This is a genomic window from Segatella copri, from assembly GCF_019249795.2.
Taxonomy (GTDB): domain Bacteria; phylum Bacteroidota; class Bacteroidia; order Bacteroidales; family Bacteroidaceae; genus Prevotella; species Prevotella copri_B.
Map to the genome: position 1 here is coordinate 462,385 of NZ_CP156892.1, position 24,175 is coordinate 486,559.

The following is a 24,175-nucleotide window of genomic DNA, read 5'->3' on the forward strand; positions in this document are numbered from 1 at the left end:
GTTATAATACACAAGTAACTGCGTTATCAGGTATAAAAAATATAGATATAAGATAAACATAAAATTTTTAAGAGATGGATGCAATAAACGATTTTTTCACCGCATTTAGTTCATTCCTCTGGGGATGGCCTATGATTATCCTGCTGTTGGGAACCCACATCTTTCTGACCATCCGCTTGCGCTTTCCACAACGCAAGATTTTCAAGGCAATCAAACTATCTGTAAAGAAAGACAAGAATGCCACAGGAGATGTTTCACAGTTCAGAGCACTGGCAACAGCATTGGCAGCTACAATTGGTACCGGTAACATCATCGGTGTGGCTACAGCTATCGCTCTTGGCGGACCAGGAGCCGTATTCTGGTGCTGGTTAACCGGTGTCTTTGGTATTTCTACCAAATATGCCGAAGGATTACTCGCCGTAAAATATCGCGTAAAGACCAAGCGAGGCACGATGTTGGGTGGTCCTATGTATGCCCTGGAAAAAGGATTGGGCTGGAAATGGCTTGCAGTCCTGTTCGCCCTCTTTGCCGCATTGGCATCATTCGGAATCGGTAGCACGGTACAGGCAAATGCCATCTCTACCCTGGTAGAAAACCAATACGGCATTTCTCCATACATTACTGGAACAATCGTTACGGCTTTAGGAGCAGCTGTGATTCTTGGAGGCGTGAAAAGTATCTCCAAGGTTTGTGGCATGCTGGTACCTTTCATGGCACTCTTTTATGTATTAGGCTGCATCTACATTCTCTGTGTAAATCATGCTTATTTATTGCCTGCCATCCACGTAATCTTTGACTCTGCATTCACAACAAAGGCTGCAGGTGGCGGCTTCGCTGGAAGTACCATGATGATTGCAGCCCGCTATGGTATAGCCCGCGGATTGTTCTCTAACGAAAGTGGTCTGGGTTCGGCACCCATCGTTGCTGCAGCAGCCCAAACCCGTAACCCTGTGCGTCAGGCATTGGTTTCATCTACCGGTACCTTTTGGGATACTGTCATCATCTGTGCCCTTACAGGTCTCGTCATCACCTCAAGTATCATAGCATACCCAGACATTGACTACCATAACGGAGCTGCACTCACCAAGGCTGCCTTCAGTAAGATTCCATATATCGGAGCTCCGATATTGACCATCGGACTGGCAACATTTGCATTCAGTACGACATTGGGATGGAGTTATTATGGAGAACGGTGTGTAGAATATCTGAAAGGCAAAAAGTGGATGCTCTGTTTCCGCATAGTCTATATTGCTACTATCTTCCTGGGTAGTGTCATCAGTCTGGGACTGGTTTGGAACATTGCCGACTGCATGAATGCTTTAATGGCCATACCAAACCTTATCTCCTTGCTCTGCCTAAGTGGTATCATAGTGCATGAAACCAGAAAGTATCTGTGGAGAGACCAGTTAGATAAAGACATGGACGAAAAAGAAATAGAGGAATTAGAATAAAAGACACAGAAAGAAAATACCCTGAATGGGAGTAAAAATACAAAAGCTCGGCATTGCATCACTGCAGACCGAGCTTTTATTATTAAATCAACAAAAACTAATAAAATATCTTTTCTAAAAACCAAAAAACCTATTCGTTATGAACTTATGGTGCAAAGATACTACAGTTTGCGCAATAAACAGCATATTTTCTGTTGATTTCTATACTTTTTATTGGGCAAACGTTTGCACAATTTGCCCTATCAGATTACAATTTATACTGAAGATGTTTCATTGCATGACCACCCCAAGTGGTATCATTGACATATTGGAAACCAACCTTCGTATAGAGACGCTCCGCTTTCGGATTGCCCTTATCACAAAGCAAACCTACAGCAGGAAGTCCTAATTCTCTTGCGCGAGAGATAGCAGCATCCAACAGTTTAGACGCAATACCTTTTCCACGGTATTGGTTAGAAACTGCCAAACTATCCAAATAGAACTCACCTTCCTCTGTTTCAAGCTCCATAGCCGAATAGTCCATTCCAAAAGCCACGATTGCAGCCTCAATAAAGCGCTTACGTAATCTTTTGACGTCAGCACCATCATATGCAACCAAGATGCCAACAAGAATGCCATCAGTAGACATAGCAACCAATGTATTCTTATAACTATACTGACTATCCTCCATCTCTACAAGTTTAGTCATCATACGGTGAAAATCAACCAATGTATGCTGAGGACCAGCAAAATTTTGACAACACTGCGCATTCATCGCCTCCATGATAAGCGATGCGATATGCGAAGCCTTGTCTGGCGTAGCCTGTTCTATTTGAATTTTCATTATACTATTTTTATTTTATTGTTTTATTATTGTTATTTCTTTCATGCTCCAGCATCGTGAGGAAATTCTACAAAGATTACTTTTTTCATGATTGCTGATTGGGTTTGATGCCTTATCGTTTACAAAGTTACGTATATTTTTTGATAAGAGCAAGTTTTTTATATTTTTTATTCGAAAAAGTTTTTTTATTCGAAAAAAAAATGTATCTTTGCCACAGGTTTTGAAGCTAAATTTCTATTACTAGCATAATAGAGATACCCAAATCCCTTGGGTCCCAATGCTTCAAAACCTTTTTCGTTTTAACAGCGAAAAAGGAATACACCGAAAGAGTGTATCCTTCTTCGCTATATAAATCCTTAATGTTTTGATTTTCGGAATATTACTATAATCACAAAGCTACAGAAGCATCCTTTAAGTCTACTGCCTGTGCCTTGAGGGTTCCCTTTCCTTTTATCACAACGACACATTTTCCGAAAAATGCCTTGCGATGTGAATCGGTGAAACGCTCCAAAGAAGTCTGACATCCATTATCTGTTCCCAGAATCTTTGGCGTTTTCAGGAAACCATGACCACTTGCATCCTGTTCTCCTGAAACAGAGAAGAAAATCTGGTTATCTGCGTTCGGACAGAGATTGCCGTCTTTGTCTACCACATTCACCTCTACAAAGGTAGTCGGATCTGAAGAGCCAAAAGCCTGACAGCCCTGATAAGTCTTCTTCAACACAAGATGATGAGGAGCTCCTGCTGTCTTTATAACCTGCTCTCTAAGAACTTTACCATTCTTTCTGGCTACAACCTTCACTTCTCCCGGTTCAAAGTTTACCCGCCACATCACATGATATTCAGTACTCTTTCTGAAAGCATCGCCTTCGTTCTTTGCACCGTAGACAGTCTTCTTACGGATGCCCTGACTCTTGCCATTGATAAAGAGTTCTACCTCATCGGCATGATTATAATAGCACCACATGTTGATGGTCTGTCCCGGCAGCCAGTTCCAATGAGGAAAGAGATGAAGCACATCTTTCTGAGTCCACTCACTCTGATACATATAATAGCTGTCTTTTGAAAGACCCGCCAAATCGATAATGCCAAAATAACTGCTACGGGCAGGATAAGCATAAGGAGTAGGTTCACCGATATAATCGAAACCGGTCCAGATAAACTGTCCGCCCACAAAGTCGTTGTGCTTCACCACATCCCAGGTTTCTTCGTGGGTACTGCTCCATGATGCGTGGAAATTATCATAAGCCGAACACATAAACGATGGATCGGTATAAGGCAACCACCATTCCTTTGGTGCAGTATAAATGCTGTCGCTAGGCATCATATAGTAGCCACGAGTCTGCAAGGCAGAAACACTCTCCGACAGAACGAAAGGCTTGCCAGGGAAATTCTTCGGCACATCCTTCACCCACTGATGGTGATAATTGAAACCTATAACATCAATAGCCCCACTCTTAAAGAGATGATTCTTCGGATCGGGCTCATTGCAGCCAGCAGTAACAGGGCGTGTGCCCCAAGGATCATACTTCTTTACGATTTTTGCCAGATGCTGGGTAAGAAGCGAATTGACACTCAGTTCATCGCTATGTGACAAGCTAGAAGCATCATGACCGGCATTCAAAATCAGGTTAGCCTGCTCCAGACTGAGCGTATCAGCAGCCGCATCCGACCATTGTTCGAGAACCTCATTACCGATACTCCACATGATGATACTTGGATGATTACGGTCGCGCTTGATGAGATCAGACAGGTCTTTCTTATGCCATTCATCAAAGAAACGGGCATAATCGCCATTCGATTTCTTGCGGCGCCACATGTCGAAACTCTCGTCCATCACGAGGATGCCCATCGAATCGCACATGTTCAAGAGTTCTGGTGCCGGAGGATTATGACTACTTCGGATAGCGTTCACGCCCATATCGCGAAGGATGGTAAGCTTACGGTGCATCGCATCCTCATTAACGGCAGCACCCAGGCAACCGAAATCATGATGCTCACAGACACCATTTATCTTGAGATTCTTGCCATTGAGGAAGAAACCCTTCCTTGCATCAAACTTCACATCGCGGAAACCGGCAGTTGACGTAGTAACATCCACTACCTTCCCATTTACTAACAGCTCGCTCTTGACTGTATAGAGATATCCCTTTCCGATGTCCCAGAGATGCGGATTCTTCACCTTGAGTTTCTGTTCCTGAACACCCTGACTCTTGGCTACGATCTTTCCTGCAGCATCATAGATTGTATTACGGACAGAGAGTTTCATCTTTTTACCGGAAACAGCGAAGTCCACTTTCACCCTGACATCACCCTGTGGAGAAGTTGCCACATACTGTCCCCATTGGGGAATATAAGCAGTTTTCATGGTTTTGGTGAGCCAAACATGGCGGTAAATACCGCAACCGGAATACCAGCGGCTGTTAGGCTGGTCGCTGTTGTCTACCTTCACAGCAATGACATTATCACCCTTCTTATTAATATAAGGTGTAAGATCATACTCAAATGTACTGTATCCATAAGGACGGGTTCCGAGTTTATGACCATTGATATACACGGTAGAATTCATATATACTCCATCAAAGGTGATGGTAAAGCGGTCATACTTTTCCTTAGGATTCACCGAGAAATGCTTACGGTACCATCCGATGCCGCCCGGCAATGCACCACCACCGGCTCCCGAAGGATTCGAAGGAGAGAAATCGCCCTCTATCGCCCAATCGTGAGGAAGATTCAAACTTCGCCAATGTCGGTCTGAATAATCAGATTTTGACATTCTGGCACTATCTGCTAAAGTGAAAAGCCAGCCATTATCAAAAGACTGGCGATCACGGGCGCTCAACGACTGAGCGCCCAATAGAAAGATTGCTAAAGCAAATATCTTCTTCATATTACTTCAGTTTTACAGTAACTGCCTTACCAGCATACTTCACCATCTTGCCCTTAGGCGCCTTGGCGAGGCTGATACCCTGCTGGTTGTTATCACTAACAAGTACGATATTGAAGCGACGCTTCTGGAGCATACCGTCGAAAGCACCCTTACGGGCAGCGATAGTAATAGTCTTCTGAGCATTATTATATTTGAAGTCTATCATAGCATACTTACCCTTCTCGTAGTTGTAGTTGGTTCCCTCATCCTCATAGAGTGTATAAGAACCGTCCTTGCCTGCATAGACATAGAGGTCGATGAGCTCAGCCTTCTTCTGATCGCTCCACTCCATCTCTGGACCCACTGGAAGAATAGAACCCTCTGGAACAAAGACTGGAATCTTATCGAAAGGCGCATCGGCTACGATTGTCTGTCCACCGGCATAGTGCTTACCTGTATAGAAATCATACCAGCCCTTCTGCTTAGGAAGATAAACATTGCGGCTGTACTTCTGATACTCGCCTACAGGACAAGCCATGAGAGCAGGACCGAACATCCACTGATCCTTGATGTCGTAAACATTATCATCGCCGTTGAAGTCCATTACCAATCCACGCATCATCGTATAGTCCTTGAAATGAACCATACCCGCCATACTGTAGAGGTAAGGCATCAGACGGTAACGGAGTTTATCGTAAGCCACGATGGTCTTGTAAGCCGGATGATCTGCCGGAGCAATGTTCCATACCTCACGTGTAGGCCACTGGCCATGAGTACGATAAAGAGGTACGAAGCAACCGAACTGGTTCCAACGAGCCTGCAACTCGCGCCATTCCTTCAAGTCAGCATTTTCCTTACCGGTCTTATCGAACTCCTGCTGGGCAGCCACATAGCGGTTCTCTACACAGAAACCGCCCTGGTCCATTCCCCAGAAAGGCAGACCTGCCATAGAATAGTTCAAACCGGCTGTCATCTGGGCACGCATATCTTCCCAACGGGTAGCAATGTCACCAGACCAGGTAGCCGTACTGTAGCGCTGTTCACCGGCAAAACCGGAACGAGTCAGGAGGAAGACACGCTGGTTAGGGTTCACACTGCGCTGTCCGTTATAGATAGCATCAGCATTTACGATGCTGTAAGCATTGAAATATTCGGTAGATGTACCGAGGGCAGTAGGACCGGAAAGAGCCTTGCGGTACCACATCGGGGTACAGTCGCGAACGTTTGGTTCTGATGCATCCATCCACCATGCATCGATTCCGAACTTATACTTGGTATAAAGATTCTCGTCCATCTGGCGCCAGAACATCTTGCGGGCACCATCAGAATAGGCATCATAGAATGAACCGCGGAAGCCGAGCCAGTCGTGAATATCATCCTTGATAGCCTGATGATACATCCAACCCCTGTTGTCGAGTTCCTTATAGTTCTTGACTGTATCGTAGAACTTAGGCCATACGGAAATCATGAATCTTCCATTCATGGCATGTACGCTGTCGAGCATAGCCTGTGGGTTTGGATAGCGGACAGCCTCAAACTCATGACTTCCCCATGAATCCAGTTTCCAGTAGTTCCAGTCCTGAACGATATTGTCTACAGGAATATGCAGGTCGCGGAACTTCTTCATGTTGTCCTCAATGTCCTTGCTGCTCTGATAGCGCTCACGGCTCTGCCAGAAACCGAGGGTCCACTTAGGATAAAGCGAAGCCTTGCCGGTAAGCGTACGGTAACCGGAAATCACCTCATCGAGATTCTGACCGGCGATGAAATAATAGTCCATATCCGGCGACATTTCACTCCAGATGCTCAACTGGTTCTTCTCTGCCTCAGAACGAGGAGCTGCTACGCGGAGTCCGCAGTAAGAAACATCACCATCTGGCTGCCACTCGATACGGATTGGAGTCTTTACGCCCTTCTTGATAGGAGTTTCAAACTTATAAGAGTTCGGATTCCAGGCTGTACGCCAGCGCTCAGGCACAACCAGTTTGCCATCGATATAAACCTTCATGTAACCGGCATAATAGAGGATAAACTGATAGAAACTGTTACTTGGAGCCTCCACATAACCCTCGTACACCACCTTGGAGCCATTCAGTGCAAACCCCTTTGGCAGGTTCTGAATGCCGCCCTTGTCGGTCTGGTTGCAAACCTCAGAAGTCTCAGGCATTGCATACTCAAAGTAAATGCTATCTTCGCCTCGAACAATCTTCTGACCATTCTTATCCACATAAGTACCTGTCAGCTGACCTTCCTTACCATCCTTATCATAGAGTTTGAAGGCACGGTTGAGCTGGAGATAATCTTCCGGATTACCCCAACGGCAATAAGAATAAGAATCCCAGAGGATACCGTAGTTTTTATTAGAGATGACGAAAGGCACACTCACCTTGGTATTATACTGGAAGAGGTCTTCGTTCTTACCCTTCATGTTGAGTTCCTCACTCTGATGCTGACCGAGACCATAGAACGCCTCGTTATCAGGAGAGTTGAAGAGCGCACGCCATGACCATCCGTGCTTCTGTGCTTCAGGAACCTTGGCAATGTCTACACCCATTTCACGGTCAGGCACGGTGAACGGCTTGAAAGTCTTTCCACCCTGAGCAACCTCGTTGAGAAGGACATTGTCTTTCAGGTCATAGAAGGTAATCTGACCCGTAGCCTCGTTCATGACAGCACGCATGGCTGCAGTGGTAATGATGAGATTGTCTCCCTGCTCTTCCACCTTATAATTTGCCTTGCTGTTTTGAGACACTATTATCAGACTCTGTTTGTTACGGAAACTCTGTTCGGCTGTAGCCTGAACACGGATAATCTTATCGCTCACCACCTGGAGGCGAATCTGACTAGGACCAAAATTCTGGTGTTGCTTCAACTGAACAGTAAGATAATTACCATTCTGGTTGAAACCGGCTGCCTGCATGCCTGTAGCACTCATCAGCAGCACTGCTGAAATCAATAATGTTTTAGTTAGTCTCATTGTTATATGTTTAAAGGAAAGTTTAAAAATCTGCGGCAAAGATACGAGAAAATTCCCGTATCTTTATGCGCAAATGTTATCTGTATGTGTATAAAATGTTAACTAGAAGCGTAAACTATTCTGATTCTGACAGATTCTTACGATATTGAGACGGCGTAACGCCATACGCGTCTTGGAAGTATTTAGTGAAATAACGTGGATTATTGAATCCCACCTTATAGGCTATTTCACTGATGTTCAAGTCGCCCGAGCGCAGCAGATGCTCTGCAAATTTGATACGCTTGGTTCTGAGATACTCAGAAGGTGTAATACCCGTCAGCGAAATCATGCGCTTATATAATTGTACGCGTGAGATACGGAGATAGGTACTGAGCGATTCTACCGATGTTTCAGGATTGCTCATATGATCACGGATATAAGCATTCACCTCATCTATAAATTTGCGGTCGGCCTCTGTTATTACATATTCTGTGCTCACATTCTTGCGTTTCTTCAAGAGGTTCAGAATACAGAGATTCAACATATCAATATCGAATGGTTTGGCAATATACTCGTCAGCACCACACTTCAGACTTTCCTTGCGTTGCTCATCTCCCATACGGGCCGAGAGCATGATGAAAGGTATGGCTGTTGTTTCGTCATTGTCCTTACACATCCGGCAGAGTTCGTTACCATCCATCACAGGCATCATCACATCGCTCAGGATGATGTCTGGACGACGGTCGATAATCTTGTTCCAGGCATCCTGACCATTGACAGCCTCAACAACCGTATAGTCTGTCAATACTTCGTTCATAAACTCACGGAAGTCCTCACTGTCGTCAACGAGGAGCACTACCGGCTTCTTGATCATCGATTCTCCTGGCTGATGCGCATGTTTACTCATTCCGTAGAGAACGTTCTTACCTGCATCCGGATCCTCATCAGTAGCCTGATGCACCGTGGTTATGATAGGTGCTGCTCGCAAGGAACCGAGATGTGCCGTAGAATTAGAGGTGGTACTGCTCTCTATCGGAAGGTCTACCATAAAGATGGTTCCTCCGCTTGGATTATCTGTAACATCTACTTTACCGCCATGCAGTTCAGCAAACTTCTTTACCAGGTTCAAACCTATTCCGCTACCACCCTGTGGTTGCATTTCAGTGCCATTGACCTGATAGAAACGCTCAAACACATGTTCCTTCTCCTTATCGCTGATGCCCTTGCCAGTATCAGATACTGAGATGCGGAGCATATCCGAATCCTTGTCTCCTACACGCTGGCGGAGTGCAACACTCAGAGAAACGGTGATAAATCCTCCATCTGGCGTAAACTTATAGGCATTGCTCAGGAGGTTATTCACGATTTTTCCTACCTTATCAGCATCAAACGACATCTGCAGACTAGGCACCGTAGAATCGAAGGCAAGCGTTACTTTGCTGTTTGCCAAAGTACGGAACGAAGTACAGATATTGTCAACGAAGCTCACGATGTCTATACGCGACAGGGTAAGTTTCTCCTTGTTCTGGTCTATCTTGCGGAAGTCGAGAATCTGGTTTACCAGATTGAGCAAACGGGTAGCATTGCGATGAATCATCTCCAGCTTTCTGCGTTTACTTTCATCTCTTTCTTCTCTGATCATATTGACCAGCGGCGAGATAATCAAGGTGAGCGGAGTACGGAGTTCGTGGCTCACATTGGTAAAGAAGTTGAGTTTGAGTTCGTTCAACTCCTTGGTCTTCTTGATACTGTCTTCCTTGCTCTGGAGTTCGAATTTTACACGCTGCTTTTCGAGCATACGTTTACGGTAGAGATAGAAAGCTACACCTATTAATATAATATATACGATAAACGCCCATATAGAGAGATAGAAAGGCGGATGAATATAAATCTTCAGCGTACTCACCTCTTCGCTCACACTACCATCAGCATTCACCACCTTTGCCTCCAGAACATAGCTGCCTGAAGAGAGATTGGTAAAGGTAGCCTCCGGACGCCCCTCAGGTGTCAGCATCCATTTGTCATCAAGTCCCTTCATGCGATAGAGGAAACGGCAACGGGCAGGAATACTTACCTGGTCGGAAGCAAACTGTATGGTAAACGCCTTGTCCTTATAACTGAGATCCAGTTCTGGATGAGTATCGAGCGATTTTTCCAGAGGCACTCTTCCCTCAAACTCCTCACCTGCCTTCAGCGGATGATCGAAGAGTACGAAACCGCTGAACAAGACATGTGCATGTTTCTGGGCAGGAAGAATCTTGGCAGGATTGATGATATTAATACCATCCTGTCCACCGATGGCGATGGCTCCATTTCTCATCAGACAGGCAGAACGCTGGTTAAACTGGCGGCTCTGCAAGCCATCGAGCGAATTGAAACTGATCATCGTAATGTCCCATTTGCCCTGGTTGTTCTTGGTCAGCGTAACACGGGTAACGATAAATTCAGAAACCAGCCAGATGTTATGCTGCTTATCTTCGAGCACCATACAGCCTACCGTACCCTGCGTACCATTGAGGTCATTGATTGACTCCAACTGTCCTGAAGCCTCATCATACATGGTGACACCCGCAGGCGAAGCCATCCACAAGATGCCTCGGCTATCCTTCATCATGTAATTCAGGGAAGGACTCGGGAAAGGCTGTCCGTCCTTGGTTGTATTTACATTGGTTACCTTTCGGGTTCCGAAATTAAAGATAGAATAGTTCTGCGAATGACCTATCAGAATTTCATCTTTATTCGGCAGGAAGAGCGAGTTGATAAAATCGCTGGTAATACCTGAATTCTGAACATTGTAGGTTGTAAACTTACCACTTTCAGGATTATAAATCTGGAAGCCTGAGCCCAAGGTTCCGATAATCAGGCGATGATACGGATCTTCGGCAAGACACCAGACGCTGTTATTGGCAAGTCCGCCAGGAGCTGCCTGAAAACTCTTCCATCTGCCGTTTTTATATTGGGCAAGTCCACCATTGAAGGTTCCGAAATACATCGTACCATCACTCATGGTTACGCTGCTGACGATAATATCCGAAGCCAGACCGGTTTCAGCCTGTGAGAATCGCCAGCACTGTCCGGTAAGCGGACTGTAACATACAATACCGCTATCATTGGTTCCACACCAGAGATTTCCATTCAGATCCTGTGTGATTGTACACACATCACCAAGCGGAATGGTTGTGAATTTCTGAGCGTCAGGCGAATAATAAGCCACACCGTTCTTGTAACTACCTACCCAGATAGCTCCCTCATCATCCACATAAACCTTCTGCAGGGAATTGTCAACGATACTTCCCTTTGCTTCAGAATGAACATACTGGCGGCAGATTTTGCGTTTGAAATCTACAAAGAAGAGACCGTTATGGTCAGAAGCCACCCAGAGATTGCCTGCCTTATCACGGGCAATATCACGCATCAGAATATGGGTTGGGCAAGGAATATGAATGCCCATGTTTGTAAGATAAGAACGGGCATCGGTCCATTTTCCGGTCTTTGACTGATACACATAATTGGCATTACTTACAGAAACCCAGAAACCACCTATACCATCATAGAAAGTATAGGCGCCATTATCACCGGCAGCTTTATGGGTGGCAAGGAAGGAATTGTACCAGAGAACCTTCTGTTTCTGTCCGTTGACACGGCAGATTGTACCATCACCATAGGTAATGAGCGCATCGCCGTCAACCTCGGTTATTTTACTGATATTTCCCTCTTTCAGACAGCCCGGCTGAGCCTTTTTGGTAAATTTAAAAAGATAAGTATTTTTAGTTTTGGCATTATGATAGTAGAGTCCCTGTCCGTAGACAGCTATCCACATGTTCTTATCCTTATCTATCAGGAGTTTATAAGGAGGTCCCTGCACATGGATGTTTTTGAGCCATTCTTCCGGTTTGCGCTCAAACTGCTCTTCATCATATTTATAGATGCAGTAGCCCACAGAGGTATGCACCCAGATATTTCCACCATAGTCTTGCTGAAGTTCATCTACCGAATTGTTAGGCAGCGACTTATCATCAGTGTTGATATAATAGAAAGTTTTCATACGGAAGCCGTCAAAGCGGCACAGTCCCGACTGGGTACCGAACCAGATGTAGCCTCTGGTGTCCTTGAGGATGGCACCCACCTGACTGTTCGTAAGTCCATCATGATTGGTGAGACTGCTGAATTCTACGTTTTCATAGGCAGCCCATGCCCTCTCCGGCTGCATGAGCAGCAAGAGCAGAAACAGCACGATGGCATGTTTCAAGTAGTTTTGTTTTTTTATCATCATAATTGTAGGTTTATATATATTTATCTGAATAGATATTTTATTTCTATAATAGGTTTTATTTCACGTCGTTTTTTTCAGAACTTTCGCGTATTTTCAGTATCATCGGTACCACTTTCTTGTAGATTTTTTCATCTCCATTGATGCTTCTCATGAGTAGATCACAGGCAGTGGTTCCCTGTTCGTGTGCCTTGTCCATGATAGCCGAGAGTTTCGGCGTAACGAAGGCAGCAGTATCACCATCGGTAAAACCGATGATAGCAACATCCTCTGGTATTCGGAGCCCTTTTTTCTTGATAGCATCGAAGGCGGCATAGGTGATAATATCGTTAAAGGCGAGAATGGCATCAGGTCTGTCCTCCTTTTCGAGGAGACGAAGGGTAGCGTTTCGGGCCACATCGAAATCGATTCTGTCGCAAACCACGAGCTCACGGTCGATAGAGATGCGGTTCTCTCTCAGAGCCTCCAGATAACCATGTTTTCTGCGGCGCACCATATCAAGATGGTTTGGACCGCCGATGAAGGCGATGCGGCGCGAACCGGTATCTATCATATGCTGGGTAGCCTCCTGGGCTGCAACATCACCATTGCCTACTACCTGGGAGAACTTATCTTCTAAGCAACAACGGGCAAAGAACACCAGTGGAACGCCCATCTTATGCAACTGCTCGAAATGAGAATAGTCAACCGTATCCTGTGCCAGACAGGCGATGATGCCTTCCACATGCATATTCAGGAAGTTTTCTACCGCTCTCTTCTCATGCTCTGTGTTTTCGTGGCTATTGGCGCTGATTACCGAGTAGCCATTCCTTACGGCATAATCTTCTATACCATCCAGCACGGCAGCATAATAATGAGTTACCAGGTTTGGCACAATCACACCAATCACCCTAGGTGCTTCTTTTCTGAGGCTCTGTGCAAAGGGGTTTGGTCGATAATTGAGCTCCTTGGCAAGGCTTTTCACCTTTTGAGTCATCTCCTCACCCACTTCATGGCTGTTTCGCAGGGCTCTAGATACAGTTGCTATGCTGACGCCAAGTTGATCGGCGAGGTCTTTCAAAGATGTTCTTCGTTGTTTCATTTGTTAGTTTACGCTTTATAGACATACATTTTTGTATCCACAAATTCTGCATATTTTGTCTTTCCGACAGCAAAGTTAGTGAATTCTTTGCAAAGATAACAATTTCTTTCGAAAACGCAAACGTTTACGTTATTATTTTCTGAAAAAATTTATTTTATAAGAAAAAACTCGTAATTTTGCAAACTGAAAAGTAATGAATAGTTGATAATAAGTTAGTTAGAAACAAGCGTGGGTTTGGAATGTCGGGAGACAATCCAAACTCTTTTTTATGTCCCGATGCCAACAGATTACCTGCCAGGATACAAAAAAGATGAGGGCACATACTGAATACTGCCCCCATCTGATATGGTTATTACTGCTTAAAAACAAATTTCTTCTGTCCGGGATAGTTAACGAATATCGCTACCAGCAGAGATACAATACTCTTCGGAATCATGTAATGCAGCTGAATATGTTCGTGCGCATTCAGAAATTCGGTCAGGGCGATAGTGCCGCCCGAATTGAGCATCCAGCTGATGCCCCAGATGATAAAATAGCGCCAGGCTACACTCTTTTTCTTGCTCTTGGAATCGCCGAACACATAACGATAATTCAGTATGCAGTTGGTAATGCCGCCACTTATCACTCCCAGCGCATTGGCAAGTCCGTAATAAATACCGATGATATCTGAGAGGAAGAATGCCAGTCCGAAGTCTACCACTGAGGCGCAGGAGGCAGTCAGTTCCGCCTTGCCGAAGGTTACGAGTTCTTCTTTAATCTTGCCCATATTCTCTTAGATTCTATTAGCAGTACGCCTACTATCGTAGTAAGAATACCCAACATGACATCAATGATATAATGATGACCGGAATAGACTGCCGTCCACCAGATGCCCAGACAGATGCAGGCGAAGAGCACCACCGTATACCAGCGTTTACGGCTCATCACAGCATAAATCGTGGTGAGGAACATATAGGCAGCATGCAGGCTCGGCACGGCAGCAAAGACATTGGCATTCTTGCCATAGAGTCCGTGGAACACATGCAGTCCGGTCATTGCGTCCCATCTGCCCAGACCAGCCACATTGCCCGGTGTATTGAGCACAGCCTTGAAGCCATAGTTCATCGCATACCAAGGCGGAGCAGCCGGATAGATGTAGTAGCCGATGAAGCCGATGACATTCACCAGCAGGAAAGCCCAGGAAAAACGCTTGAACCATTTAAGCTGTTTCGTAAGATACAGATAAAGAGCAAACGCGATAGGCACCGGAACCCAGCAGAGATAGAAGATGCCTGCCCAGAAATCGGCAAAACCGCAATGGTGAACCTTGAAGTATTCGCCCGGAATCATCAGCTGGCTATGGTCGGCTACAGCCTGCAGTTCTGCGCTGGATGAAGCAGCAATGCCGAAGAGCGACTTTTCTGCATGATAGAGATGCGCCACGTCAATATCGTTCACCATATAGTTAGGATAAAGGCGCATCGAATCGTAGATGATTCCAAAGAGGAACCAAGGCAGAAAATAGAAGGCAAAACGGCGTGTCTTCTTCCAGGCTGCGAGTACCGCCAGGAGGATAATCAGATAGATACTAAACACTTTTTTCTACTTTTTATTGATAGAATTTGAGTTTATCATTTACGGCTGTTCATCACAACATAACAATGCCAGATGCGCCAGAAAGCGGTGATGTTTGCCAGAACGGCAATCAGGATCATTCCGCCAGCCAGCCACCAGATATTGCCTGTAAAGCCGGTAATCATCGCAGTAACAGCGGTAACCACAACGCGCTCAGGACGCTGCATGAAACCTACCTTGCACTCAATATCCAAACCCTCGGCACGGGCACGGACATAACTTACCATCACAGAACCGATCATCGCTGCAAAAGTGACTACGCTCATCCAGAACCAGGTCATATCGCCCTGCATACGTACGAAGATGAGGCAGATGCCAAAGAGACTTACCAGTTCGCTGTAGCGGTCGAGTGTAGAATCCCAGAGTGCACCGAAGAGACTGCTTTTGCCGCTCATACGTGCCAGACGACCATCCATCATATCGAAGAGACCGGCTGCAAGGATAATGAATCCACCCCATCCTACAGTAACCATGCAAGATGCATAGACGCTGCATGAAACCTACCTTGCACTCAATATCCAAACCCTCGGCACGGGCACGGACATAACTTACCATCACAGAACCGATCATCGCTGCAAAAGTGACTACGCTCATCCAGAACCAGGTCATATCGCCCTGCATACGTACGAAGATGAGGCAGATGCCAAAGAGACTTACCAGTTCGCTGTAGCGGTCGAGTGTAGAATCCCAGAGTGCACCGAAGAGACTGCTTTTGCCGCTCATACGTGCCAGACGACCATCCATCATATCGAAGAGACCGGCTGCAAGGATAATGAATCCACCCCATCCTACAGTAACCATGCAAGATGCATAATCAGCCTGCTCAGTTCCGAGCATCCATGCAGCATCGAGGAAGAAACCGGCTGCCACGATATTGCCCAGGAATCCTACGAAGGTAACAATGTTAGGAGTAATACCTACTGCTATCATCGCTTTGATAAGTGGATTGATGATGGCATAGATAACTTTTTGTAAGAAATCTCTATAATTCATATTTTAATCTATTTTTTATTGTCTGTTTTAGAAAACGCTTGCTTAAGAAATTGTCTGCTTTAAGAAATGCCAGACTAGATGATTCCAACCGAAACCAGTATGATTTTGATGATGATTAAAGAAACGGCTGCATAGAGGCCGCCCAGCAAATCATCAGCCATCACGTAGAAGGCGCCCTGCCTGTTATCCAGTTTCTTGATGCCCAGCGGTTTCACCATATCAAAGAAGCGGAAGAGAACAAGTGCCACCAATGCCCACCACCAGGCATCTTTCACTTCGCCCTGTGCCGTAAACGGGGTCAGCAACGACAGGGGAATCCACACGCCAGCCATCTCGTCGATGACCACACGGCTGGGATCCTCACCCCAGTAAGGCTGCAACTGCGCTGTTGCCCAAGTGCCCAGAATGGTAGAAACAATGACGAGAAAGAAGGTGATGCTCTGCAAGCTCTCGCCCGTAATACCGAGTCCGTAAGCCAAGGCTGTCCAGATGAGGGTTGCCAATACAGAGCCAGCCGTTCCCGGTCCCCAAGGCCAGAAGCCACTGCCGAAACCGGTGCCTATGATGACGGGCAGAAAAGGAGGCCGCTCGTCGGTAAGATTTCCCTTGTTATTCATTCTCTTAATGTTTAATAAGCCCGCAGAAGGGCGTTTCTTCTTTAAATTTCAGTGTGCAAAATTACGCTAAAAAATTAAATTAACCAAATAGTTTTCTGTTATTTTTCTGAATTTCATCATATATTGACAGATAAACAGATGAAATAGAGCAATATGAAGGAGTTTTATACCACTCAGGCTCGCACGGCGAAGAGCAAGAACAGACAGCAGAAGGAACTGCATGGAAGCCTTTTTCTGAAAATCTCATAAAAAACTGAAATAATGAATAGGTTTTTGCGTCTATTTACGAATAATGTTATAACTTTGCATCCTGAAAGCATCAAATCATGGGCGGAGAGCCCCTATATATAATAAGGTATAAAAAATGAAAGGTATTAAAAAGTTGTATTTTACAGTCATCCTTCTGATGATTTCTACGCTTCAGATGATGGCTCAGCAGAAGATAACAGGCCGTGTCATTGATGACGACGGTTTTGCCGTACCGTATGCAAGCGTGCAATACAAAGGACATAAAATCGCGGTTTCAAGTAACGGAGAAGGTAAGTTTACCATTGATAAGAAGCCGGGACTCATGCTCACCGTAAGCGCACTGAGCTACAAGAGCACATCGGTGAAGGTAGACGAAAAGACCAACTTTCTGGAAATCAAACTGAAAGACGATACGCACAAACTTACCGAAGTGGTGGTAAAATCGAAAAAAGGCCGCTACAAGCGTAAGGATAATCCTGCCGTAGAACTGATGCGGCGCGTGATTGCTGCCAAGAAAAAGAGCGACCTGAGCAACCACGACTATGTGCAATATGATAAGTATCAGAAGATTACACTCGCGCTCAACGACCTGAAGAAAGAGCAGTTGGAGAGCAAGTTCTTCCAGCGCCGCCAGTATCTCCTCGACCAGGTAGAAACCTCTCCATACAACGGAAAGCTCACCCTGCCTGTCAGCATCGACGAGACGGTTTCACAGCATATTTACCGCAAAGATCCGAAGACCGAAAAGGACATCATCAAGGGTCAGCAGAGCAATGGAATCGGACAGGTAATCCAGACCGGAGAGATTCTCAACACCGCCCTGAAAGAGGTGTTCACCGATGTAGACATCTACGATAATTACGTGCGCCTGCTGCAGTATCCCTTCCCATCTCCCATCGGCAGAACAGCCATCAGCTTCTACCATTACTACATCGAAGATACGGTGTATGTGGAAAGAGACCTGTGCTACCATCTGCAGTTTATCCCAGCCAACAGCCAGGACTTCGGATTCCGAGGTGAACTCTATGTGCTTGCCGACAGCAGCCTGCACGTGAAGAAATGTAACCTCTACATGCCTCACAACAGCGATGTAAACTGGGTTACTGACATGAAGATTGAACAGGAGTACACCAAGCTCGACAACGGCGAGTGGGTGCTCTCTAAAGACGATATGATAGCCGAACTGCACGTCAACAAGCTCCTTCAGGACCTGCTGGTGGTGCGAAACACGCGAATCACCGATTATGCCTTCGATGCCTTGCCGAAGCAGCTCTTCAAGGGCAAGGCGAAGATCAGGCACGATATGGATGCGATGAACCGCGATGAGGCTTACTGGAACAAATACCGGCAGGTGGGCCTCACGAAGAGCGAATCGTCGATGGACAGCTTTATCCACCGCATGGAGAACTCCAAGGGCTTCAAATACATCATCTTCGGTGTGAGAGCCCTGATGGAGAACTATGTGGAAGTGGCTCATACCAAGGGCAAGAAGGTGACGGTGAAAGACAGTCTGGGTGTTGAAAGAGACAGCATCATCAGCGACCGCCGCAGCCTCTTCGACCTCGGACCTATCAACACGTTCCTCTCCAACAACTACGTAGACGGTGTGCGCCTGCGTCTGGCGGGCAGAACGATGGCAGCCCTCAACCCCCACTTCTTCTGGGATGGTTACGGTGCCTACGGTCTGAAGAGCAACAAGTGGTATTACGGCCATGTGCTCACCTATTCGTTCAACAAGAAGAAGAACAGTCCGTTCGAGTTCCCGATGCGCAAGCTTACCTTCGAACTGGGGCATGATATTACATCTCCATCCGATGATAACCTGCTGCACAACAAGGACAACTTCTTCATGACCCTCCGTGCCACTACGCAGGACCAGATGTATCAGTATCACCGCCAGAAGGTAACCTTCACCTACGAAACCGACTGGGGCTTCCGCTTCGACACCAGCCTCCGCTGGCAGAGCAACCGCACCGTGGGCAATCTCCACTACTACAGGGTGAGCGACAGCGAGGAAATACGCAAGATACGCACCACTGAGGCGAGTGTAGGCTTAGATTACAACCCGGGTGTCACCTATGTCAACACCAAGCAGCAGCGCCTACCAATCAACCTCGACAGTCCTGAAATCTCGCTTCGCCACACCATGGGCTTAGACGGATTCATGGGCGGCCAGTATCAGAGCAACCTCACCACGCTGGGCATTTACAAGCGCCAGTGGCTGGGAAGCTTCGGTTATATGGATTTCAACATCGTGGGCAAGGCGCAGTGGAGCAAAGTGCCTTTCACCATGCTCATCCAGCCACCGGTCAACCTCTCTCTCTTCGAGCAGGAGGCAACCATCAGCATGATGAAGGACTGGGAGTTCCTGAGCGACCGCCAGCTGTTCTGGTCAGTAGCCTGGGATATGAACGGCAAGCTGCTCAACCGCATTCCGCTCATCAAGAAGCTGAAGTGGCGTGAATATGTAGCCATCAAGGGTGTTTGGGGCGATTTGACCAGCAAGAACGACCCGAGCAAGAACATCAATGATGAGAAGCTCTTCAAATTCCCTACCAACTCCTATACCTTTGGCAAGACGCCATACTGGGAGTTTGTAGCCGGCGTGCACAACATCTTCAAGTTCTTCGGAATAGATTATGTTCGCCGACTCAACTATTATGACCATGCAAACATTTCAAAATGGGGTATCCGTATGGGCTTCCTCATGTCATTCTAATAAGAAAAAAGATGCCTTGGTGCAGTATTTTTACTGCATCAAGGCATCTGCGTACATATATAAACTACATATAAGAGAGTAAACACAATGAAGATTCTATTAGCAGACAAACAGGACATCACAAGAGCCGGATTGAGCTATGTGATCAGTAAGATAGAGGGTTTGGAAACCCGAACCGTCGAAGACAAGGCAGACCTGATGCTTGCCTTAAGGGAGAATGAGGATACGGTCGTAATACTCGACTACACCCTTTTCGACATCAATGATGCTGCCGAGTTACTTATTTTAAACCAGCGTTTCCCATACACGCGCTGGCTACTGTTCAGTGAGGATCTGAGTGCCGATTTCGTGAAGATTCTCATCGCCAGCAGTACGCAGTTCAGCGTATTACTGAAGGAGTGTTCGCTAATGGAAATCAAGGAGGCGATACGTTTTTGTGTGGCAAGCAACCGTTTTGTCTGCCAGCGCATGATGGAGGTTCTTCTGGCTCCGAAACAGGAGGAGCAGGAGAAAATCAACCTCACCAAGACCGAGACAGAGATTCTGAAGGACATTGCGCTGGGAATGACGACGAAAGAAATAGCCGAGAAGCGCTTTTCCAGCTTCCATACGGTCAATACCCACCGCAAGAACATATTCCGCAAGCTGGGCGTAAACAACGTTCATGAGGCTACGAAATATGCGCTGAGAGCCGGTTTGGTTGATTCGGCAGAATACTATATTTAAGTTTATAGTTGATAGTTTATAGCAATCTTGCGAACGGCTACGCCCTATTAACTATAAACTATTAACTTTTTTAGTGGAGGGGGTTAACAGAGTTAACAGTTAACAGCTGTTTTTTGCATGGTCTCCCTCGCGTACCTTATTATATAATAATATATATATACTTATTTTTATATAAGTGTGTGGATGAAAGTATGCATTTTTGGGGTGTTAACTGTTAACCTGTTAACCCCCATCTTAATTTTCTCTTTCCAGAGCGCATTTTTTATCTTGGCAAGCGTCTTATATTAAGACGGAGAAGTGCCTTATATTAAGACAGATAAGAGGCTTAAATGATGACCAGCGGGAGGCTTCAATGATGCTTCACGAGGGGGCAATTAATGCGTCGCGACGGAAAAAACAGCCATTTTACAGCCATTTTTCATCCTATCGCGATGCATTCTACTGAACTTTCGCATGAAGCCCCACACGCCCTGAAAGGGCAGAAGCTCCTAGCCCAGGGCATCGCCCTGGGTATTATGGACGCAAACTTGTCGCCCTGTAAGGGCAAAAGCTTTGTTTATCGCCTGGTATTTTAAAGCTTTTGCCCTTACAGGGCGCCTTGCTGATTGCTAGTATACCCAGGGCGCTGCCCTGGGCTAGGAGCTTCTGCCCTTTCAGGGCGTGCTGCTTCCGGAGTTTGTGGACCTTCAGCCCGTTGCTTGAACCACATGAGAAAGTTTAGCATTCTTAATTTTCTCAACCAGAAAGCTATAAGTTGCTAACCGGAAAGCTATGGGTTGCTAACCGGAAAACTATGAGTTGAGAACCACAAAACTATGAGTTAGGATTCTTAACATAAAGCTCTAAAGCAGCCTAAGGAGAATAAGAGAGGTTGGAACGTAAACAGTTGGGAATGAGCAGATTTGCACAAAGTTGCCAAATCGGCATAAAGCAAGCGAGTGAGGAATATTGAAGTAGTTCAGTTACTAAATCGTGAGCCACAGTTACCTATGCAAAGCAGGTAACAATACGGAAAGGCAACTTTGTGCATCAACGGATTTTATTGCACTGATTCTCAATGATTTGCGTATCAAGGAACGCTTACAAAATGATTATATTTGCACACTCAAAATGTAAGCGTTATGAAAATCGAAAAATTCAAGGTGTTGCTCTACCTAAAAAAGAGCGGAATGGACAAGAATGGAAAAGCTCCCATCATGGGACGCATCACGGTGAACAGGACTATGGCGCAGTTCTCCTGCAAGTTGTCTTGCTCTCCATCGCTTTGGAATCCTCGTGCCAGCCGATTGGAGGGCAAGAGCAAGGAAGCCGTGGAAACCAACAAGGACATCGAGCAGTTGTTGCTTTCCATCCAAAAGGCATTCGATGTGCTTGTGGAAAAGAGAACGGACTTCGAGGCTAAGGATGTCAAGGAGGCCTTGCAGGGCAGCGTCAAGACACAGACCACCCTTCTCTCCTTCGTGGACGAGCATATCAGTGAACTCAGCACCCATGAGGGCATCGATATGTCGAAGAGCAGTGTCTGGACTTACAGAAAGATTCGCAAGAATCTCGCTGAGTTCATCGGGGAGAAGTATAGGTTGACTGATTTGGCTTTCGGACAGCTGACCGAGCCTTTCATCAGTGACTTTCACCATTACCTGCTTGACGAGAAAGGCTTTTCATCAGGAACCATCACCATCTATGTGTCGCTCTTCAAGAAGATGTGCCGCATCGCCTTTGAGCGAGGCTTGTGCAAGAACCTGCTGTTCGCCCATTATCGGGTTGGCACTCCAAGGGTTACGACACCCAAGGCTCTCAGCATGTCTGATTTCATAAAAATCCGTGATGTGGAACTGCCCGAAGACAAGCCGAGACTATCCGTTAGCCGTGACCTGTTTCTTTTCGCCTGCTATGCAGGAACAGCCTTCATAGACACCGTTTCCATCACGAAAGCCAATGTCAAGGTGTTGGAGGATGGTGACAAATGGCTCATCTATAACCGCAAGAAGACCGGAACACTTGCCAGGGTGAAACTCCTGCCCGAAGCATTGGAGCTGATGGCGAAATACGAGGACGGGGCAAGAGATACCCTTTTCCCATTGCTGAGCACGAATCGTGTTCGTATCGATCTCATCACCATCTGCAAGTTGGCGGAAACGAGCAAGACCTATTCCTACCATTCGGGACGACACTCGTTCGCCAGCCTCATTACGCTGGAGGCTGGTGTGCCGATGGAGACCATCTGCAAGATGCTCGGTCACAAGGATGTGAAGATGACGCAGCGGTATGCGAGAGTGACCCAAAAGAAGCTGTTTGAGGACATGGACAAGTTCATCGCTGCAACCGAGAAGGACTTCTTTCTCGCATTATGACCAAGGCTTTCAACTTTTCTTTTTACAGTTTCAACTACATTATTATATTATAAGGACAACAACTATGAGCAGAAGTACATTTTCAATTTTGCCTTACATCAACAGACAGAAGGTGAAGGCAGACGGAACAGCCAACATACTTTGCCGCATCACCGTTGACGGCAAAAGTGCAGCCATTTCCACAGGCATATCCTGTACCCCACAGGAGTGGAACGCCAAGAAGGGAGAGGTACGGAACGCAAGGGACAACGGACGATTGGCAAGTTTCCTTGCTGAGGTCAAGGATAAATACAACTCACTTCTTACCGCCAATGGCATCATCACCGTGGAAATGCTGAAGGCTGTGTTGAAGGACAAGGATACGACAGGAAGGTTCTTGCTGAACTTTGGTGATACCATCGTGGAATGGTATCGAACCTCAAAAGCCAGACAAACCTTCCTGCACAAGCGGACATGGCAGAAGAACCTGAGAGCCTTTGTCCATTCGTTGGATAAGGACGACATCGCCTTTGAGGACATAGACGAGAATTTCGGGGAGGAATACAAGCTATTCCTGAAACGAGACCAGGGACGCATCGACAGCTACGTGAACCATTGCCTTCTCTGGCTGAACATGTTGATGTACAAGGCTGTGGACAGGAGCATTATCCGCTTCAATCCCATAGCCAAGATAGGGTATGAGAAGAAGGCAGCCCCGAAGATGACCCATATCAGCAAGGCAGACTTCATCAAGATGCTCTCTACCCCGATGGCTGACGAGCGAACGGAGCTTGCACGCAGATGTTTCATTTTTGCCTCGCTCACCTCCTTATCCTATATAGATGTAAAGAAACTGTACCCTCACCATATCAGTGAGAACTCCGAGGGTAGGAAGTTCATCCGCAAGGAAAGAGAGAAGACAGGCGTGGAGTTCTTCGTGCCACTCCATCCGATAGCCGAGAAGATTCTTTCGCTCTACAATACCACGGACGACAGCAAGCCTGTGTTTCCTCTAGGTGAGAAGAAAGACATCTATCTTGATGTGCATACTCTTGGAATGGTGCTTGGCATAAGTAATAAGTTGGGATTCCACGCCAGCCGCCATACATTCGGAGTCTTGATGCTCAACGAGGACATTCCCATCGGCAGCATAGCCAAGATGATGGGACACGCAGACATCACAAGCACACAGGTCTATGCGCAGGTGACGGAGCAGAAGATTTCAAATGACATGGATAAGCTTATTGCCAAGCGAGAAAGGAACAAAAATCCAATGGCATAGACCTGCCATAAAGCAACGTTCCTTGGAGGCTTTGCGCCTCCAGCCACTTGGGCGAACCTCCGCAGTGTGTTTTAGCATGGTATTAGATTTATACAGGTAACACAAATGATACCCGGCAAACACGAACAACTCGGTATAGCCAATAAAACGAGGCGACAACCTATAACAGCCACACTCGGTAAGTTATACGTT

The 24,175-nt window shown here is 46.2% G+C and carries 15 protein-coding genes; 5 read left to right on the forward strand and 10 right to left on the reverse strand.

The window, feature by feature from the left end; genetic code table 11:
• Positions 1-74: 74 nt before the first annotated feature.
• Positions 75-1,451 (forward strand): sodium:alanine symporter family protein, encoded by a 1,377-nt coding sequence (locus tag KUA48_RS14845; protein ID WP_153072664.1) that lies wholly within the window; start codon positions 75-77, stop codon positions 1,449-1,451.
• 247 nt (positions 1,452-1,698) lie between these two features.
• On the opposite strand, the gene KUA48_RS14850 is transcribed toward KUA48_RS14845, so the two are convergent.
• From KUA48_RS14850 to KUA48_RS14895, 10 genes are all read right to left on the reverse strand, one after another.
• Positions 1,699-2,274: an N-acetyltransferase gene (locus tag KUA48_RS14850; protein ID WP_118255702.1), complete on the reverse strand. Its 576-nt coding sequence runs from the start codon at positions 2,272-2,274 to the stop codon at positions 1,699-1,701.
• 388 nt (positions 2,275-2,662) lie between these two features.
• Positions 2,663-5,164 (reverse strand): glycoside hydrolase family 2 TIM barrel-domain containing protein, encoded by a 2,502-nt coding sequence (locus KUA48_RS14855; protein ID WP_218432946.1) that lies wholly within the window; start codon positions 5,162-5,164, stop codon positions 2,663-2,665.
• A 1-nt stretch (position 5,165) separates the two neighbouring features.
• Positions 5,166-8,120 (reverse strand): TIM-barrel domain-containing protein, encoded by a 2,955-nt coding sequence (locus tag KUA48_RS14860; RefSeq protein ID WP_218432948.1) that lies wholly within the window; start codon positions 8,118-8,120, stop codon positions 5,166-5,168.
• Between the two features lie 115 nt (positions 8,121-8,235).
• Positions 8,236-12,372: a hybrid sensor histidine kinase/response regulator transcription factor gene (locus tag KUA48_RS14865; protein WP_218432950.1), complete on the reverse strand. Its 4,137-nt coding sequence runs from the start codon at positions 12,370-12,372 to the stop codon at positions 8,236-8,238.
• A gap of 55 nt (positions 12,373-12,427) precedes the next feature.
• Positions 12,428-13,450, reverse strand: a complete 1,023-nt coding sequence (locus KUA48_RS14870; RefSeq protein WP_153080321.1) for a LacI family DNA-binding transcriptional regulator — start codon at positions 13,448-13,450, stop codon at positions 12,428-12,430.
• Positions 13,451-13,802: 352 nt separating this feature from the next.
• Entirely contained in the window at positions 13,803-14,216 is a 414-nt protein-coding gene (locus KUA48_RS14875) for a GtrA family protein (RefSeq protein WP_006847720.1), read from the reverse strand.
• The gene (locus KUA48_RS14880) at positions 14,189-15,025 is read right to left on the reverse strand and encodes a phosphatase PAP2 family protein (RefSeq protein WP_218432952.1); all 837 of its coding nucleotides are present in this window, start codon (positions 15,023-15,025) and stop codon (positions 14,189-14,191) included. The genes KUA48_RS14875 and KUA48_RS14880 overlap by 28 nt, the downstream gene beginning before the upstream one ends.
• A gap of 35 nt (positions 15,026-15,060) precedes the next feature.
• Complete coding sequence (locus KUA48_RS15735) at positions 15,061-15,291, reverse strand: hypothetical protein (protein WP_371833718.1); 231 nt, start codon at positions 15,289-15,291, stop codon at positions 15,061-15,063.
• On the reverse strand, positions 15,248-16,057 hold the full coding sequence (locus KUA48_RS15740) for a CDP-alcohol phosphatidyltransferase family protein (protein WP_371833715.1): 810 nt from the start codon (positions 16,055-16,057) through the stop codon (positions 15,248-15,250). The genes KUA48_RS15735 and KUA48_RS15740 overlap by 44 nt, the downstream gene beginning before the upstream one ends.
• Positions 16,058-16,131: 74 nt before the next feature.
• A complete protein-coding gene (locus KUA48_RS14895; RefSeq protein WP_218432967.1) occupies positions 16,132-16,674 on the reverse strand; it encodes a phosphatidylglycerophosphatase A in 543 nt (180 codons plus the stop codon).
• A 364-nt stretch (positions 16,675-17,038) separates the two neighbouring features.
• Here KUA48_RS14895 and KUA48_RS14900 point away from each other — a divergent pair, with 364 nt between their 5' ends.
• The 4 genes from KUA48_RS14900 (at position 17,039) to KUA48_RS14915 (ending at position 23,983) form a co-directional block, all read left to right on the forward strand.
• The gene (locus tag KUA48_RS14900; protein ID WP_256624458.1) at positions 17,039-19,642 is read left to right on the forward strand and encodes a DUF5686 and carboxypeptidase-like regulatory domain-containing protein; all 2,604 of its coding nucleotides are present in this window, start codon (positions 17,039-17,041) and stop codon (positions 19,640-19,642) included.
• Positions 19,643-19,729: 87 nt separating this feature from the next.
• Entirely contained in the window at positions 19,730-20,368 is a 639-nt protein-coding gene (locus KUA48_RS14905; protein WP_218432969.1) for a response regulator transcription factor, read from the forward strand.
• Positions 20,369-21,489: 1,121 nt separating this feature from the next.
• The gene (locus KUA48_RS14910; RefSeq protein ID WP_369503336.1) at positions 21,490-22,722 is read left to right on the forward strand and encodes a phage integrase SAM-like domain-containing protein; all 1,233 of its coding nucleotides are present in this window, start codon (positions 21,490-21,492) and stop codon (positions 22,720-22,722) included.
• 64 nt (positions 22,723-22,786) lie between these two features.
• On the forward strand, positions 22,787-23,983 hold the full coding sequence (locus tag KUA48_RS14915) for a site-specific integrase (RefSeq protein WP_218433797.1): 1,197 nt from the start codon (positions 22,787-22,789) through the stop codon (positions 23,981-23,983).
• The last annotated feature ends 192 nt before the right edge of the window (positions 23,984-24,175 follow it).

What these genes read in the sequence shown, in the direction of transcription:
- KUA48_RS14860 (WP_218432948.1), bottom strand. Translation starts at nt 8,120, where the DNA reads ATGAGACTAACTAAAACATTATTGATTTCAGCAGTGCTGCTGATGAGT.
- KUA48_RS14870 (WP_153080321.1), bottom strand. Translation starts at nt 13,450, where the DNA reads ATGAAACAACGAAGAACATCTTTGAAAGACCTCGCCGATCAACTTGGC.
- KUA48_RS14865 (WP_218432950.1), bottom strand. Translation starts at nt 12,372, where the DNA reads ATGATGATAAAAAAACAAAACTACTTGAAACATGCCATCGTGCTGTTT.
- KUA48_RS14910 (WP_369503336.1), top strand. Translation starts at nt 21,490, where the DNA reads ATGAAAATCGAAAAATTCAAGGTGTTGCTCTACCTAAAAAAGAGCGGA.
- KUA48_RS14895 (WP_218432967.1), bottom strand. Translation starts at nt 16,674, where the DNA reads ATGAATAACAAGGGAAATCTTACCGACGAGCGGCCTCCTTTTCTGCCC.
- KUA48_RS14875 (WP_006847720.1), bottom strand. Translation starts at nt 14,216, where the DNA reads ATGGGCAAGATTAAAGAAGAACTCGTAACCTTCGGCAAGGCGGAACTG.
- KUA48_RS14855 (WP_218432946.1), bottom strand. Translation starts at nt 5,164, where the DNA reads ATGAAGAAGATATTTGCTTTAGCAATCTTTCTATTGGGCGCTCAGTCG.
- KUA48_RS15740 (WP_371833715.1), bottom strand. Translation starts at nt 16,057, where the DNA reads ATGAATTATAGAGATTTCTTACAAAAAGTTATCTATGCCATCATCAAT.
- KUA48_RS14845 (WP_153072664.1), top strand. Translation starts at nt 75, where the DNA reads ATGGATGCAATAAACGATTTTTTCACCGCATTTAGTTCATTCCTCTGG.
- KUA48_RS14905 (WP_218432969.1), top strand. Translation starts at nt 19,730, where the DNA reads ATGAAGATTCTATTAGCAGACAAACAGGACATCACAAGAGCCGGATTG.
- KUA48_RS15735 (WP_371833718.1), bottom strand. Translation starts at nt 15,291, where the DNA reads ATGGTAAGTTATGTCCGTGCCCGTGCCGAGGGTTTGGATATTGAGTGC.
- KUA48_RS14915 (WP_218433797.1), top strand. Translation starts at nt 22,787, where the DNA reads ATGAGCAGAAGTACATTTTCAATTTTGCCTTACATCAACAGACAGAAG.
- KUA48_RS14900 (WP_256624458.1), top strand. Translation starts at nt 17,039, where the DNA reads ATGAAAGGTATTAAAAAGTTGTATTTTACAGTCATCCTTCTGATGATT.
- KUA48_RS14850 (WP_118255702.1), bottom strand. Translation starts at nt 2,274, where the DNA reads ATGAAAATTCAAATAGAACAGGCTACGCCAGACAAGGCTTCGCATATC.